A 16,318-nucleotide genomic window follows, 5' to 3' on the forward strand; every position below is an offset into this window, starting at 1 on the left:
TCTGAAGATCATATCATTTAGTTAAACGTGTTTTTATTTTGCACACAAAACAAACTTAACTAAGCAATTCATTGATTTCAGTGATCATTTTTTTAAGCGAAAAAGGTTTGGTTACATAACCTGCAGCACCCAACTGCAAGCCTTTTTCTATATCTGCAGGTTTATTTTTAGCCGAAAGAAAAAGCACTTTTACAGCTGCTAATTTTTCGTTCTCTTTTATTCTTTGCAATGTTTCGTACCCGTCAACATTTGGCATCATAATATCTAACAAAACCAAATCGGGCACTTTCTTTTTTAAAATATCCAAAGCTTCCTGACCGTCTCTGGCTACAAAAACCTCAAAGCCGTTTTTTTGTAAAGCATATTCTAAAGACATTACAATATTTGGTTCGTCATCAACAATTAAAATCTTTTTCATTTTGGTAATTTTACAAAGAAACGTACGCCTTTACTTTTTTGTTCCACCCAAATAATTCCTTTGTGACTTTCTACAATATGTTTGCAAATTGATAACCCAAAACCACTGCCGACAGGTTTTTTAGTTGTTTGATTTTTAGACTGATAAAACTTGTCGAATATATATTCAAAATCTTCTTCGGGAATACCTTTTCCGTTATCTTCCACAGAAATATAAACAAAATTAGTATCTTCTTTAAGGTTTAATTCTATAAGTCCGGTTTGCCGTTCTACAAACTTGATTGCATTGGTAAGCAAGTTACTAAAAACTTGTAAAATACGGTCGTCATCATACCTAAAAAATAAAGATTTAACATTATTTTTAATTACAATTTGCTTGTCTGCCGCCGATTGTTCTACAAAATGAATGGCTTTTAAAACGGTTTCTTGAATATTGTTGTTAGAAATATCGAGCTGTTCTCGACCATTCGCCAGTTTTTCTAAGTCTAAAATGTTGTTAATCAATTTTGTAAGTCGGTTGGTATCGTCAACAATATTGTTTAAGAATTTTTGTTTTAAATCAGCCGGCATTTCATCATCAAACATCAAAACTTCTGCCGATGATTTAATTGCAGTAATTGGCGTTTTTAATTCGTGCGCGACAGTATCAAGGAAATCGTCTTTTTGCTGATCTTTTAAAACCAATTCTTCGTTTACCGATTTTAATTCTTGCGTTAATCTGATTAACTGATCCGACTTTTCTTTTAAAAACTTATTATTGCTTAAGGTTTCTTTGCTTTCTTCCAAAATTTTTAAGATCTCGGTTAAGCTAACAGGTTGTTCTTTTATTACATTGCTAATTAATATTTTAGACGATGTACTGCCAATGATTCCTGTAAGTAGTTTTTCTGAAAAGTTGATAAATTTAGCATCGGCTTTTACGGTATTTTTTGGGATTTTATTCTTAGCGAAGAATAAATTTATGGCTCGGTTTGTTTTTTCAATTCCTAAAAATTTTTCTAAAACATTACGGATATCAGCAATATACGCCTCGCCTTTCCAAACGTAAGCTGTTTCTGAAAACAAGGCAAAATCATTAGAGTTCGATACAAAAAGTTCGGCATAATTTCGTTCGCGGTAAGTGCCTTTCACATACATAGATCCTACCAAATACATCACCACATTCACCGTCATACTCCAGAAAAAAGCGTTGGTTGTGGGTGTTAAAAAGTTTAATCCGAATAAATTGTAAGGTTTTAACAAAGCAATGCCAAACGGACCATTTTCGGTAAAATGATAATTATTAAAAATAGCATCGCAAATAAAAGGGACAATTAGTGTATAAACTACCACAAGAAATCCTGAGGAAATTCCTAAAATAGCACCAAACGAATTCCCTTTTGTCCAAAACATTCCAATAAAAAACGATGGAGCCAGCTGTGCAATTATAACGAAAGAAATATATCCGATTGAAAACAACGTGATTTCGATTGAAAAATTAAAATAGAAGATATAAGCCAGAATAATCAGTGTAAAAATTGAAAACCGACGTATGTTTTTGATGTATTTAGTGTTTTCTTCGGGATTATTTTTGTTGAAGGTGTCTAGAAATCCGTAAGGAATAATTAGCGAGTTACTCACCATGTTTGATAACGCTACGGTTGAAACTACCACCATTGAAATTACTGCCGATAAACCACCAATAAAAACCAATAATGCCAACCAAAACGAATCGTATTTTAAGGGTAATAATAAAGTGTAATAATCAGGGTTTACTGCTGATGAATCAAAATTTAAATTTCCTGCCCATGCAATATAAATCACAAACAAATTGAAGAGCAAAAGGTACAACGGAAACAACCAAATGGCAGTTTTTAAATGATATTCGCGATCGTTTGAAACCACACTCATTTGAAACTGACGCGGCAACAGAAAAATTGCAATAAACGAAATAGCGATCATATAAAACATGTTCACACCTTCGGTTAAACTGCTAATGGTACTTAGTTTGTAAACATCAAACGAAGTGTTTGCTTGTTGAAACAAATCGGTAGTTCCATCGTAAATAAAAAAGGTTACGTAAACGCCAATTATAATAAAAATCAATAATTTAACTAATGATTCAATTGCAACGATGAAAACTATTCCACGGCGTTTATCGGTTGTATCAGTAGTTTGTGTTCCGAAAAAAGTAGCGAAAAGTGCAATTAAAACGGCAATGTAAAAAGTGGTATCTTCAAAAAGAAAAATGCGTTTAACATTGGTTTCGTTGGTAATAATTTGAAAGGTTTCTGATATCGCTTTTAACTGTAATGATATGTACGGAATAATTCCTAACAAACAAATCACTGTTACCAATGCGCCAATAAACCGGTGATTTCCGTAACGAAGTGCAATAAAATCGGCTATTGATGATATTTTTTGATACTTAACAATTCGTAGGATCTTTCGTAAAACATAAACCCACAAAGGCGCTGCAATTACAGGTCCTAAATAAGTTGTAAGAAAACTAATTCCGCTTGTTGCTGCAATGCCCACACTTCCGTAATACGTCCAGGCAGAACAATAAACACCTAAAGAAAGACTGTAAACATAAGGGTTGTTCACCCATTTGCTGTTTACATTTTTATCGGACCAAAGCGCAATTAAAAATAAAACACCAAAATAAACTAGTATGATTATGACCAGTAAATAGTTATTCATAATATTTTTTTAGCGTGTAATAAGACCATACAATTACCAATAGCCAAATAACAAAAATGGCGAAATAAAACACCGGAATTCCTAAAACAGCTGCTTTATGATTAAACATAAAAACCATAGGCACGTTAAGTACCATAAGCAAAAACAGTGAAATCAAAAGGAATTTTTGTTTGTGTCTTTTTTTCATAGAACTAAATATAGAACAATTTAAGGTTTATTTCAAAACTGATCTTTACATTTTATAAAAACAAAGAAAGAACAGTACATTTTGCACTGTTCTTCTCATCCAAAAAATTAAAATAATACTTACGCTTACAGCTTTTTATCGCTGTATTCATTGCATAGTGCGTAGTACCCAAAAACAATTAAACCTAACGTAATTAATGGCATTAACACAAAAAGAATAATAATTCCAAAAACGATTCCGTCTTGTGTGCCCGACATTAAACGCGGATAACCAAATTGAATCATAAGATACGCGGTAACAACACCTAATAAGATCCATACAATTCCTAATATTTTTTTTATTGCTTCCATAATATTTTATTTATCGCTGTATTTAGTAACTTTTTTATTGATGTAGATGAATCCGATGACGAAACTTATTGCCCCGACTATTATTGGATACCACAATCCTTCCAAGAAAAATTCCGAATGACCTGTTTTTTCTGCATTTGCCACGAAATAAGTTGATATTGCAGGTAACAATCCTCCAAAAATACCATTTCCAATGTGATAAGGTAACGACATTGATGTGTATCGAATTTTAACCGGGAACATTTCAACCAAGAACGCTGCAATTGGTCCATAAACCATAGTTACAAATAAAACTTGTACAAAAACCAAAAACACTAATTTCCATTTTATTGAACTGGTAATAAACATTGTTTTCTTTACGTGTTTGTCAACATCTCCTTTTTCGGTAATGTTTGCCACACCATCTTTTAAATGAACGGTTGTAGTTTCGCTGTATTCAGTTCCATCGGTATAAAACTTTTTCACTTTATAGATTGAATCTGATGCGGCATTTGTTGTTTTAATTTCTGCCGAAGCAATGCGTTTGTCAACCATTTCGGTTTTTAAATTGGTATCGGTACTTGCATACATTGCTCGATAAATTGGTCGATACGAAATAATTGCAATTAACATACCGGCTAATAATATAGGTTTTCTTCCTACTTTATCACTCAACCATCCAAAGAAAACAAAGAAAGGCGTTCCCAAGAGCAGTGCGATACCGAGTAATCCATCTACCTGATTAGAATCTACAAACATTACGGTTTTTATGTAACTCATGGCGTAAAACTGACCCGTGTACCAAATGACACCCTGACCCATTGTTGCCCCGAAAAGTGCTAATAATACAAATTTTAAGTTGTAACGGTTTCCAAAACTTTCTTTTAACGGATTGGTACTTGTTTTTCCTTCTTTTTTCGCCTTAGCAAATTCCGGAGATTCGCTCATGTTTTTACGAATTAAGTACGAAATATAAACCATTACAATTGATAACCAGAAAGGTACACGCCATCCCCAAAGATCAAACTGCTCTTCGGTCATTACCGAACGTGTAATTAAAATTACAATTAACGAGATAAATAAACCAACAGTTGCAGTGGTTTGTATCCACGATGTCCAAAAACCACGCTGCCCCTTAGGTGCATGTTCTGCCACATAGGTTGCTGCACCACCGTATTCGCCACCAAGCGCTAAACCTTGTAACAAACGCATTACCAACACAATAACAGGAGCTACAAAGCCAATAGATTCATAACTTGGTACGCAACCAATTACAAACGTTGCACCACCCATTAACATTAACGTTACCATGAAGGTATATTTTCTTCCGATTAAATCGCCCAATCGTCCAAAAAACAAGGCTCCGAACGGACGTACTACGAATCCTGCAGCAAAAGTTGCCAAGGTTGATAAAAATGCAGCCGTAGGATTATCAGACGGGAAGAATTTTGTTGATAGCACAATTGCTAAACTTCCAAAGATGTAAAAGTCGTACCATTCTATTAATGTTCCCATAGATGAAGCCATAATTACGCTCCAAATACTACTTTTCTTAGTTTCGGTATTATTCATATTTTATAGTTTTAGTTTGTTGATTTTTTATAGATAGATCATTGCCTGAAGTGTTACAATGTCTCGTTTTGTTGCTCCGAAGTCTTCGTGCGAATATTCTAAGGTAAGTTTTGAATTGTTTCCGTTTAAGTAGATGTTTGTTCCAACATTAAAAATATTTCTATTGTCGTCTATAGCATCATAACTGTTCAAAGAAACCGATGTATAAGGTTGTAATTTTGTTTTTTTACCGATAGTTGCCGGAATTAAATATCCAACATGACCATACGTCATACTGCCCGTTCCGTAAGCGTTGTACAGATAGTTTGTTCCGTAATCGTTGTTTTGATACGTTGCATAAGCCGTTAAAGCAGCACCGTTTTCGCCAATTGGCGCATCATAAAATGCATCAACAGCAAAAATGTTTACGTTTTCGCCTTTAACTTCATTGTTTTCAAGAATTGCAGCTCCCGATGGATGCGTAAAAAATCCGGCTCCCACATTGAATACTTTTTTTGCACCAAGATAAGTTCCTACTTTATAAGGCAAAAAGTTCGATTCCATATCCAAGAAATTATATTCGAAATAACCGGCGTATGTTTTACCTGCATCTTTAGATCCCAATAATTTTCTTCCACCATAAACCGCTTGATTTGCGACAGCTTCGCGAGCATCTAAACTATTGGTAATTGCATCGTTAATTGAAACGCGGTAATGAAATTTTCCAAATTCACCTTTTGCGTAAAATCCTAAATGACGTGCAAATTGATCAGACAAACCCAACGTAGCCCAAGACTGTCGGTTATTATCCATTGTCAAAAAGTTTAATGTACCCTGATTGTTTAAACGCGAAATTCCGTTGTAGTAATGTAATCCGCCACCTAAATGATGCGTTTTAGCTATTTTGTATTGTGCCGTTACATCGTGAAGAAAAAATTGTGAGCCTTCGCCAGTTCCTGTAGGTGTAAGATTATTGGCGTTTAAACTGTTTAAACCCAAGTGGGTAAGAATTAAAAAATCGTCGCTAATTTGGGCATATAAAATTAAACGGGCTCTGCGCAAATTAAAGTTTGTTTTACTTTGATCTTCGGCAACACTGTTATTATGTGATGCCTGAACCTGCGCCCAAGTTATCAGCCTGAAATAGCTGTTTCCTTCTTCGTTCAATTTCACTTTTAAACCACCGTTGTAATCTGGTGCAGCTTGTGAAAACATTTGAGAAGAAAATAAAGCTAGGGCAAATCCTAATAAAATCTTTCTTTTCATAATAAAAAGCTTATACTGTTGTTTGGTTTGTTTTGTGTGCAGTACGAACTTCTTATTTTTTTTAGATTTGATAAAAAATAGTATATATAACTGTTAAATTTATATATTAATCTTTAAAACGCTCCCATTTTATCAGCATAAACTTATCGCCCAATTCAGTAACAATTACACCAGATCCTTTCACATTTTTAGGATCGCTGAAATACTTACTTAATTCACTGGAATTTAATATTTTATAAGTAGGATGATATTCTGAATTATACGGACGTTTTATGTTATATTTCTTTACCCAGTTCATGATTGTAACGTGCGAAATCCCTAAAATTCGTTCTATCTCGCGATACGTTAAACCTTCTAAATACAATTGCAAGGCTTTGTTCACATAATAATCATCAATCTGCTTTCCAAGCTTATTTACAGTAAAAAAATAGTTGCACTTTTTACACTTAAAACGCTGACGTTCGTTAACAATACCTGCCTTTACAAAACTATTTGAACCACAATTTGGGCATGAACTTTGTTTCATATATATTATTTTAGCATAAATATATTAAATTAGCACAATATATAAAAATGAAATAAAAATTATTTATAAAAACAAAATAAAAAAAACAGATATTATAAATTTTTAAATGATATTTTACATTTATTTCAATAAAAAACAGATAATTATTGATGGGTATAATATTAAAAGACTATATATAAAGTTCGATTATATAATATTAAGGTTGATTCTTTAACTTTAACCACTTTACAACCAAACGAACGTGTTTTTATCTCCTTACCAAAACCGTAAAAAAAGTACGGTTAACCATTTCGTTTGTTTTGCTGGAAACTTGTTCGGTTTGTGAAATACTTTCTATGATTTTGAAATGATTTTTCTGTAATAAATCTTCTGCATCTTTTAAACTGTATAGGTTGAAGCCAAAAGGTGTAAAAGGGAGTTTTTCCATAAACGATTTATCTGCGAAAGTTAATGCGAAAATACCGTTTGGTTTCAAAACCCGATGAATTTCATTTAAAAGCGAATCTGGTTTTTGCCAGAAATAGAGTGTATTGACTGTGAAAATCTTATCGAAGCCTGCATCATCAAAAAAAATAAATTACATTTTATGATTTATACGCATTTAATGAATCCTGTGAAAAGAAAAATTAAAAGTCAGTTATATAATTTGTGAAACTTTACCCCAACAAAAACTCCACAACAAAATACCAACCGGCAATAGTTATAAACGATAGCGGAATTCCGTAACCAACCATCATATTGCTTAATTCGGGTTTTAAGCCGTGGGTTGATGCGAGTATTGCTCCGGTAATCATGGGCGCCATGGCAGCTTCAATGATACAAACTTTGGTTGCTAAATCGGTTTTTCCCAATAAAAAATAGAACAAAGCTAAAATCACAAATGGAAGTATAATTAGCTGGAAAGATAATCCTAATATCAAAAATTTAAAGTGCTTGCCATAAGTTTTAAATTTTAGTTGATATCCAACTGAAATTAATGCTACTGGCGATATGGTTGCCGATAATTGCTTAAAAGTGGTACTTAACGCATCCGGGAAATCAATTTGAAATAAAACCATTGTCAATCCGACTAAAAATGCCAATAAAGGAGGGAAGCGGAACATTTTTTTTAGGATCGATTCGCCTGTTCCTTTTTGGTTGGAATACATGGTTGCTACCAAAACTCCTACGGTTGAAAGTACTACGAATGTTCCCGGTAAATCAACAATTATTAATGTGTTTAAACCTTCTTCACCATATAAAGCCTGAATGATCGGAATTCCTACAAAAGATGTATTTCCCAATCCCGAGGTTATGATTAAACAGCCTGTAAGTTTTTTTGACCAGTTATAAATCTTACCCAGAAAATTAAATAGTAAAAACGATAAACCAAAAGCAATCCAAGCTACAGATGCCGGTAAAAGTAAATCCCAACTTAATTTTATTTTGGGCAAATAATGTAATGCCATTGCCGGCAATGCTACAAATAATATGTATTGATTCAGTACGGTTGCGGTATTTTTTGGAAAGTTTTTTATGCGCTGTATAGCGATACCAATAAATAAACAAAGAAAAAGTAGAATGATACTTGACATAGTTTTAAATCAATAAAAAACCGAAAGATGCACTTTCGGTTTTGTTTTTATTTAGATACAGGTGTACCGTATAAATCAAATTCAGTGGCGTCATAAATTTCAATATCTACAAATTCGCCTGTTTTTAGGTAATATTTTGATGCATCAATTAGTACTTCGTTATCAACATCGGGTGAATCAAATTCGGTTCTTGCAATAAAATTGTTTCCTTCTTTTCTGTCGATAATGCAACGGAATGTTTTTCCAATTTTCTCTTGATTTAAATCCCATGAAATCTGAGCCTGAATGTCCATAATTTCGTTTGCACGATCTTGTTTAACATCGGCAGGTACATCGTCTTCTAACAAATAAGCGTGCGTGTTTTCTTCGTGCGAGTATGTAAAACAACCTAAACGCTCAAAACGCATTTCTTTTACCCAGTTTTTAAGAATTTCGAAATCTTCTTGGGTTTCACCAGGATATCCTACAATTAAAGTTGTGCGAATGGTGATTCCTGGAACTGCCGCTCTAAAATCTTTTAAAAGCTGCGTGGTTTTTGCATAAGTTGTTCCGCGACGCATTGATTTTAAAACGTTGTCTGCAATATGCTGTAACGGAATATCGATGTAATTACAGATTTTTGGCTCGCGTTTCATCAATTCCAAAACATCCATCGGAAATCCGGTAGGGAAGGCGTAGTGTAAACGAATCCACTCTATTCCATCAACCTTTACAAGGTTTTCAAGCAATTCTGCAAGGTTACGTTTTTTGTACAGATCTAACCCATAATAGGTTAAATCTTGCGCAATTAAAATCAACTCTTTTACACCGTCTTTTGCCAAATTTTCTGCTTCTTTAACCAATTTTTCAATTGGTTGTGAAGCATGTTTTCCGCGCATTAATGGTATTGCACAAAACGAACACGGACGATCACATCCTTCAGAAATCTTGAGATAAGCGTAATTTTTAGGTGTCGTAGTTAAACGTTCGCCTAATAATTCGTGCTTATAGTCGGCACCTAATGCTTTTAAAAGTAAAGGTAATTCGGTGGTTCCAAAATACTGATCCACATCTGGAATCTCTGCCTCTAAATCTGGTTTGTATCGTTCAGATAAACATCCGGTTACAAAAATTTTATCCACTAAACCTTGTTCTTTTCTGTCTACATAATCTAAAATCGTGTTTACAGATTCTTCCTTTGCATTGTTAATAAAACCACAGGTGTTAATTACCACGATATTTGCTTCGTTATTGGCAGCTTCGTGGGTAACATCTTTACCGCTTGCCTTTAACTGTCCCATTAAAACTTCACTGTCGTAAACATTTTTAGAACATCCAAGGGTAACAACGTTGATTTTATTTTTCTTTAAAGATTTAGTTCTCATAGATTTAAAATTGAGGATGCAAAATTACGTTTTTAATTTCTATTAAAACGTTAATTACAGTTTAAAAATACCGCCTACCGCAAATATCCCTTGATTAAATGTAAAATGATGCGACGCATAGGCATTATTGTTTAAGATAATCGGAGCTTTTGTAATATCGATATAACCAAATTTCCACTCATACTGAATAAAAAAGTGCTTAAGAAAGGTAGCATTTACACCAGCTTTTGCAGAAACACCCCAGCCGGCAACTTTAAAATCGTCGTGACGTTCACGCCCTAAAACGGTTGCGTTTGTTTTTGGATATAAAACTCCTGCGCCCACACCAACCAATCCGTTAAACTGAATTTTATCGGTATTTGTAATACCTAAATATTTGGAGAAATCTTTGTGGCGCGCAATTTCTGCATTTACATAATTTAAACCATCGGTATGTTCAAACATTAAAAAATCTTCGGTCAATTTGGTTTTTCCGTTTGGAAGCACTTCACCATAAGTACCTTCGTTTGGGTAAGTACCTGTAACAGTTGCTTCTTGGTTTTGTGTCATTACGTATTTCATGTGATCAACACCAATAGAAACACTATAATTATCTGAGATGAAATATCCCACACGCAAATTAGTCTGCGGAATGGTCATTTTTGTCGGGTTTATATAATCTACGTGCCAGCCTTTTGGTTTGTCGTGTGCAGTAGCATCTTTCACGGTAAAATCAAAATCGTCTCCTTTAAAATGAATGTCAGAATTTGAATAATAACCGCGGTTTCCGCCCCAGTAAACAAATATTTTTCCTTTGTTGGTTGATGTATAAGGGTTTGTGGTAACTTCCTGCCCAAAAGAAGAATGCACATTAATTAAAGTTAAACCGCTTAACAAAAGCAGTTTGTGTAGCGTTTTCATTATTACTAAATTTTGCATGCAAAGATATTATAAAAAAAGTCCTTACTGTGTGGAAGTAAGGACTTTATTTTATGGACATCTGCTTTTTAAAAGCTCGCCGTATAGGTTAAACTGATGTTGTGGTTTTTAGATTGAATATCTGCAACACCATTTGTACCCGAACTAATGATGTTTTGTTGTGAATCTTGTTGCCAGAACTGATAACCAAGATCAATACGCGATGCACCAAAACTATAACCCAAACCGCCACTGTAGCTTGTTAAATCACCAATAATTTGTTTGTTTTTGTACGGACTATCGGCAAAACGGTAACCTGCACGTAAACTAACTCGGTCAATACGGTATTCACCACCAATTCTAAATTCGTTGGTAGCTGTCATCATGTTTTGGTAGTAATTGTTTGTGCTGCTGTAATTGGCACCGCTTGCGCTGTACTCGGTAGTGCTGTAATCTTTACGAATATAATCAACACTTAATAAGCCTTTGGTCCCAAAAACATACGCTAAACTTCCAGAAATTGATCCCGGGTTTTTAACCGAATATTTATTGTACAAGGTTACAAGGTTAGGGTTGATGTTGTAGTTTTCAACAGCTCCGTCTTGTAAAATGTTGGTTTGAAGACTTTGCGAAAATTCATCTTGCAGACTCATCCATGTTGGTGATTGATACGATGCTCCGATTCTTAATTCTTCGGTAGCTTTAAAAATACCACCTACATTAAACGAAAATCCCGATCCGTAAGTATAGGTCTGATTATTGAATAATAATTTCTGATATCCGTCTGCAACTGCTGATCGATTCTCTTCATAAATTGCCGATGATGTTAAATAATCAATAAAATGTACATTTAAATTCGCACCTAAATACAGTTTTTTATTGATATCAAAACCAACATTTCCTGTAAGCTGATTATTAAAACCGGTTACATAAGTTTCGTTTTCCTGATAAAAATTGCTTCCGGCACCATTAAGGCTATAGTTTGTACCGTTATCATTAATTAAATAACCTTGATACGCCAGCATTGCTTGTTGCGCAGAAAAACCGTTTTGAATGCTATTTAGATAGTCATATAAATCAGTAATTGATTCGCCTTCTCTTGTTTGAACATAATCTAAAGGAATGCTTCCGCCGTTATTTCCAAAATTAGCATGATCTAAAAAGTAATTTGTAACCGATTCATTGCTCATTCCGCTGCTGAAATATCGATCATTAAAACGTGCATTAGAATTATAACTTAAACCAATGGTTACTTTTTTAAGTGCCTGATCCTGATTTTTAGAATCGATTACAAACACAGCTCCGAAATTAGACAGGTTCAAATCACTTTCTTTTGCGGTAGATGATGATCCGTTAAAAAGAGAATTATTTTTCTGAATTTGAACATTTCCCGTAAAACTGAAATTGTTGTAATTGAACAATGCCGATCCCGCCGGGTTGATCTGTAAGGCTGAAACATCGCCACCCAAAGCTCCGAAAGCTCCACCCATGGCGTTAAATCGAGCCGATCCGTTTACTTGTTGTGTACCAATTCTAACAGCATCCGCAGGGTTAAATTCTTGTGCCTGAGTTTGTAAAAATCCGCAAACAGCAAGCAGTGGTAAATATATTTTTTTCATACTGTATCGTTAAATCTTATAAAATAGTTATCGTTAATTATCTTCTTCCGCCACCGCCGCCAGAACGCATTCCACCGCTCATACTTCCGCCACCACGAGATCCTCCAAAACTTCCACCACTGTTCATTCTGGTGTTAGACGATGGTGTGTAGGTTGGTCTGTTCATGCTTCTGTTCGTGTTTCTGTCCATACGCGTATTGGTATTGGTGCGTGTATTGGTGTTGAATCGGTTGTTTCTAATAGTTCGGTTATCGTCAAAAGAAGTAGTGCGGGTGTTACGCATCATTTGCTGATTGGTCGATATTCTGGTTAAAGACGAATTGGCTCTCGCAAAAGTTCTGTTAGTAGCATTCAGGTTTCTGCTGCTGTTTAAAGACGATCCTCTTAAACTACGAGTATTGTTAGCAACCATACGATTTCCGTTAGCAGCAGCCATTTGGCGAGATGTTAACGAACGGTAACTGTTGCTTCTTGAAATGTTTCGGTAACCGTTGTAACCCCAACCCCAGCCACCGCCGTAGTAAGGATAACCCCAGCCGCCCCAGCCATAGTAAGGATAGCCCCAGCCACCCCAGCCGCCGCCCCAGCCCCAGCCAAAGCCGTAACCAAATCCCATGCCCCAGCCCCAATTATTCCAACCCCAGTACGGGTTACCCCAGCCCCAGTTGTCATAATGGTAAACTAATTGCGTTTCAGATGTAGTATCGCCCCAACCGCCGTTTTGTTGGTTGTAGTTTGATGTATAATTGTCGACATCGGTAAAATAAGCATCGGTTTCTTCTGCTTTTTCCTTGAAGTATTCCTGATAGTAAGCTCCATTTTCATGTGTATCCTCTACAACAATCTTGCTGTTGTTGTAAATTCCGTCAACATCGTAAGGCTTTTGGTTCAAGCCCGAACAAGCCGTAAGAAGCAGTCCCGAAGAAGTTACAAGACAAAAACGTATTAAATTCGATCTCTTAAAGATATTAGGTAGCATATTTAAAGTTTTTATTGTTGAACATTACAAATTTAAGTAGATTTGTACCAAATAATTTGTTAATATTATCTAATCAAAATATATACCAATATACTAAAAATGAGTAAGAATATAACTACAAGAGCAGAAGATTATTCAAAATGGTATAACGAACTGGTTGTAAAAGCCGATTTGGCAGAAAATTCTGGAGTTCGTGGCTGTATGGTTATTAAGCCTTACGGATACGCCATTTGGGAAAAATTACAAGGAGAATTAGACCGTCGTTTTAAAGAAACAGGTCACAGCAATGCGTATTTCCCCTTGTTTGTGCCGAAAAGTTTGTTCGAAGCTGAAGAGAAAAATGCCGAAGGTTTTGCAAAAGAATGTGCCATTGTAACACATTACCGTTTAAAGAACGATCCGGATAATCCGGGAAAATTAATGGTTGATCCCGATGCAAAATTAGAAGAAGAATTAATTGTTCGCCCAACATCTGAAGCAATTATTTGGAGTACCTATAAAGGTTGGATACAATCGTACCGCGATCTGCCTATTTTAATCAATCAATGGGCAAATGTGGTGCGTTGGGAAATGCGTACCCGTTTGTTTTTGCGTACTGCCGAGTTTTTATGGCAGGAAGGACACACGGCGCATGCTACTAAAGCAGAAGCTATTACAGAAGCTAAACAAATGCAGGATGTGTATGTTGATGTGGTTGAAAATATTATGGGAATACCAGTTATTAAAGGTTATAAAACCGAAACCGAGCGTTTTGCCGGTGCCGATGATACTTATACTATTGAAGCTTTAATGCAAGATGGTAAAGCGCTGCAGGCAGGAACATCGCACTTTTTAGGTCAGAATTTTGCAAAGGCATTCGATGTGAAATTTACTAATAAAGAAGGTAAACAAGAATATGTTTGGGCAACTTCATGGGGAGTTTCAACTCGATTAATGGGTGCTTTGATTATGACGCATTCTGATGATAACGGTTTGGTACTTCCTCCAAAATTAGCGCCGATTCAGGTTGTAATTGTTCCAATTTATAAGAACGAAGAGCAGTTACAGCAGATTGGAAACAAAGCAGATGAATTGATCGCAGAGTTTAAAAAGAAAGGAATTTCTGTAAAATACGACGATCGCGATACACAAAAACCAGGCTTTAAATTTGCCGAGTGGGAATTGAAAGGTGTGCCGGTGCGTATTGCTATTGGTCCTAAAGATTTAGAAAACGGAACATTCGAAGTTGCACGTCGCGATTTATTATCAAAAGAAATTGTTGCAGAAGCTGTTGTGATTGATCATATTGAAAATTTACTGAACGATATTCAGGAAAATTTATTCACCAAAGCAATAAATCATCGTGCAGAACATACTACAGAAGTAAATTCGTTCGAAGAATTCAAGGAAGTGTTAGAAACCAAAGGCGGATTTTTATTAGCACATTGGGACGGAACACCAGAAACTGAAGAAAAAATTAAAGATTTAACAAAAGCAACCATTCGCTGTATTCCTATGGATCAGCCAGATGAAGAAGGCGTGTGTGTACTTACAGGCAAACCTTCCACAAAAAGAGTATTGTTTGCAAAAGCATATTAAAATATAAAATGCCGTTCGTAAGAGCGGCATTTTTTTATAAAAAAGATTGTAAAGCCAGTTTGTACGATTGCAAACCAAAACCACCGATTGTTCCTTTTGCAACAGGCGAAATATAAGAATGATGTCTGAAATCTTCTCTTTTAAATATATTACTTATATGTACTTCTATAACAGGTGTTTCAATAGCACTAATAGCATCTGCAATAGCAATAGAAGTGTGAGTATATGCGCCTGCATTCAAAATAATACCATCAAAATTAAATCCTACTTCGTGAATTTTATCGATAATATCACCTTCGTGATTGCTTTGAAAGTAAATCAGATCGATCGTTTTAAATTCCTTTTGTAATAATTCAAAATACACTTCAAAAGTTTCATTACCGTAAACTTCGGGTTCTCTTTTTCCTAATAAATTTAGGTTTGGTCCGTTTATAATGGCTATTTTCATTAGCAACTGAATATATTATTCCCGTAAAAGTATCAAAAAAATATTAATGGTTACAATGGTAGGTTTTATTTTAATTTATTGTTTTATAAAGGTTTGATGTATAATTCGTTGCAATTATCAACAATTGATTTCTTTAAGAAATTAACATCATTGTTTTAAAAAATTGTTAAAACAATAGGTCTGTAAATTATTGATTTCGTAAATTTGGTCTATAAAAAAATAAAAAAATGAAAAAGATTTTATTATCATTAGCTGTGTTGGCAACGGGAGCTGCTGCACAAGCCCAAGATCAACCATTCGCTTTTAAGCAAGGCGATATTCTATTAGAAGGTAGTTTACAAGCAAACACAAATGATGACAGAGCAGAAACTATAAAGAGATCTAATTTTAACTTTACGCCTAAAGCAGGTTATTTTGTAACAGATAAATTTGCTGTAGGTTTAGGTCTGAATATTGGTGCTTCTAACGTAGAAGATTATAATGATGGGAATAGTAATTACGAAGAAGAAAGATTTAGCACTGTTGGTTTTGAAGTATTCGGTCGTTACTACATTGCAGACATGAAAAGATTCCAACCTTATGCTGAGTTAGGAATTGGCTATGATTCTTCTAAAAGAGAAACAATTATTGTTACAGATGACGTGACAGAAACTAGAGAATTGCCTAAATATAACGATTTTGGTGTAAACGCAACTTTAGGTTTCAATTATTTTGTTACACCTAAAATAGCGGTTAATTTTGCTTTAAGCAACTTAATTGGATTTAATTCAGGAAAATCTGATGCTCCGAATTCTAAAGCTACAACCGATTTTTACGCTAACATCAACAACTTTAATAACTTTTTTGATACAGCAACATTCGGTTTAACATTTAAATTGTAAGAAATTTAAAAGAATTTTAA

At 34.7% G+C, this 16,318-nt stretch carries 15 protein-coding genes and 1 pseudogene; 2 read left to right on the top strand and 14 right to left on the bottom strand.

What is annotated here, in order from left to right:
* Positions 1 to 55: 55 nt before the first annotated feature.
* The 13 genes and pseudogenes from BM253_RS07135 to BM253_RS17315 all read right to left on the bottom strand — a co-directional run bounded on the left by BM253_RS07135 (position 56) and on the right by BM253_RS17315 (position 13,391).
* Positions 56 to 418 carry a response regulator transcription factor gene (locus BM253_RS07135; RefSeq protein ID WP_091521430.1) on the bottom strand — a complete coding sequence of 121 codons (363 nt, stop codon included), beginning with the start codon at positions 416 to 418 and terminating at the stop codon, positions 56 to 58.
* Complete coding sequence (locus BM253_RS07140) at positions 415 to 3,099, bottom strand: sensor histidine kinase (protein ID WP_091521433.1); 2,685 nt, start codon at positions 3,097 to 3,099, stop codon at positions 415 to 417. The genes BM253_RS07135 and BM253_RS07140 overlap by 4 nt, the downstream gene beginning before the upstream one ends.
* Positions 3,100 to 3,411: 312 nt before the next feature.
* Positions 3,412 to 3,636: a DUF6814 family protein gene (locus BM253_RS07150; protein ID WP_091521438.1), complete on the bottom strand. Its 225-nt coding sequence runs from the start codon at positions 3,634 to 3,636 to the stop codon at positions 3,412 to 3,414.
* A gap of 6 nt (positions 3,637 to 3,642) precedes the next feature.
* Positions 3,643 to 5,187 (bottom strand): MFS transporter, encoded by a 1,545-nt coding sequence (locus BM253_RS07155; RefSeq protein ID WP_091521441.1) that lies wholly within the window; start codon positions 5,185 to 5,187, stop codon positions 3,643 to 3,645.
* Positions 5,188 to 5,214: 27 nt separating this feature from the next.
* Positions 5,215 to 6,432: a hypothetical protein gene (locus tag BM253_RS07160; protein WP_091521445.1), complete on the bottom strand. Its 1,218-nt coding sequence runs from the start codon at positions 6,430 to 6,432 to the stop codon at positions 5,215 to 5,217.
* A gap of 106 nt (positions 6,433 to 6,538) precedes the next feature.
* Entirely contained in the window at positions 6,539 to 6,958 is a 420-nt protein-coding gene (locus BM253_RS07165) for a transposase-like zinc-binding domain-containing protein (protein ID WP_091521448.1), read from the bottom strand.
* A gap of 247 nt (positions 6,959 to 7,205) precedes the next feature.
* Positions 7,206 to 7,385 carry a hypothetical protein gene (locus tag BM253_RS17485; protein WP_245758467.1) on the bottom strand — a complete coding sequence of 60 codons (180 nt, stop codon included), beginning with the start codon at positions 7,383 to 7,385 and terminating at the stop codon, positions 7,206 to 7,208.
* Positions 7,386 to 7,421: 36 nt separating this feature from the next.
* A pseudogene (locus BM253_RS17685) lies at positions 7,422 to 7,532 on the bottom strand (class I SAM-dependent methyltransferase); the annotation flags it as partial.
* An 82-nt stretch (positions 7,533 to 7,614) separates the two neighbouring features.
* Entirely contained in the window at positions 7,615 to 8,532 is a 918-nt protein-coding gene (locus BM253_RS07175; protein WP_091521454.1) for an AEC family transporter, read from the bottom strand.
* Between the two features lie 47 nt (positions 8,533 to 8,579).
* Positions 8,580 to 9,896: a 30S ribosomal protein S12 methylthiotransferase RimO gene (rimO, locus tag BM253_RS07180; RefSeq protein WP_091521458.1), complete on the bottom strand. Its 1,317-nt coding sequence runs from the start codon at positions 9,894 to 9,896 to the stop codon at positions 8,580 to 8,582.
* 54 nt (positions 9,897 to 9,950) lie between these two features.
* The gene (locus BM253_RS07185) at positions 9,951 to 10,796 is read right to left on the bottom strand and encodes a hypothetical protein (protein WP_091521461.1); all 846 of its coding nucleotides are present in this window, start codon (positions 10,794 to 10,796) and stop codon (positions 9,951 to 9,953) included.
* A gap of 86 nt (positions 10,797 to 10,882) precedes the next feature.
* The gene (locus BM253_RS07190) at positions 10,883 to 12,412 is read right to left on the bottom strand and encodes an OmpP1/FadL family transporter (protein WP_091521463.1); all 1,530 of its coding nucleotides are present in this window, start codon (positions 12,410 to 12,412) and stop codon (positions 10,883 to 10,885) included.
* A 37-nt stretch (positions 12,413 to 12,449) separates the two neighbouring features.
* The gene (locus BM253_RS17315; protein WP_091521466.1) at positions 12,450 to 13,391 is read right to left on the bottom strand and encodes a hypothetical protein; all 942 of its coding nucleotides are present in this window, start codon (positions 13,389 to 13,391) and stop codon (positions 12,450 to 12,452) included.
* 99 nt (positions 13,392 to 13,490) lie between these two features.
* On the opposite strand from BM253_RS17315, the gene proS reads away from it, so the two are divergent.
* The gene (gene proS / locus BM253_RS07200; protein WP_091521469.1) at positions 13,491 to 14,969 is read left to right on the top strand and encodes a proline--tRNA ligase; all 1,479 of its coding nucleotides are present in this window, start codon (positions 13,491 to 13,493) and stop codon (positions 14,967 to 14,969) included.
* Positions 14,970 to 15,003: 34 nt separating this feature from the next.
* On the opposite strand, the gene aroQ is transcribed toward proS, so the two are convergent.
* Positions 15,004 to 15,417, bottom strand: a complete 414-nt coding sequence (gene aroQ / locus BM253_RS07205; protein WP_091521472.1) for a type II 3-dehydroquinate dehydratase — start codon at positions 15,415 to 15,417, stop codon at positions 15,004 to 15,006.
* Positions 15,418 to 15,644: 227 nt separating this feature from the next.
* Here aroQ and BM253_RS07210 point away from each other — a divergent pair, with 227 nt between their 5' ends.
* Positions 15,645 to 16,298: an OmpW family outer membrane protein gene (locus BM253_RS07210; protein ID WP_091521475.1), complete on the top strand. Its 654-nt coding sequence runs from the start codon at positions 15,645 to 15,647 to the stop codon at positions 16,296 to 16,298.
* The last annotated feature ends 20 nt before the right edge of the window (positions 16,299 to 16,318 follow it).

The sequence above is a fragment of the Paenimyroides ummariense genome, from assembly GCF_900115115.1.
GTDB classification, from domain to species: Bacteria; Bacteroidota; Bacteroidia; order Flavobacteriales; family Flavobacteriaceae; genus Flavobacterium; species Flavobacterium ummariense.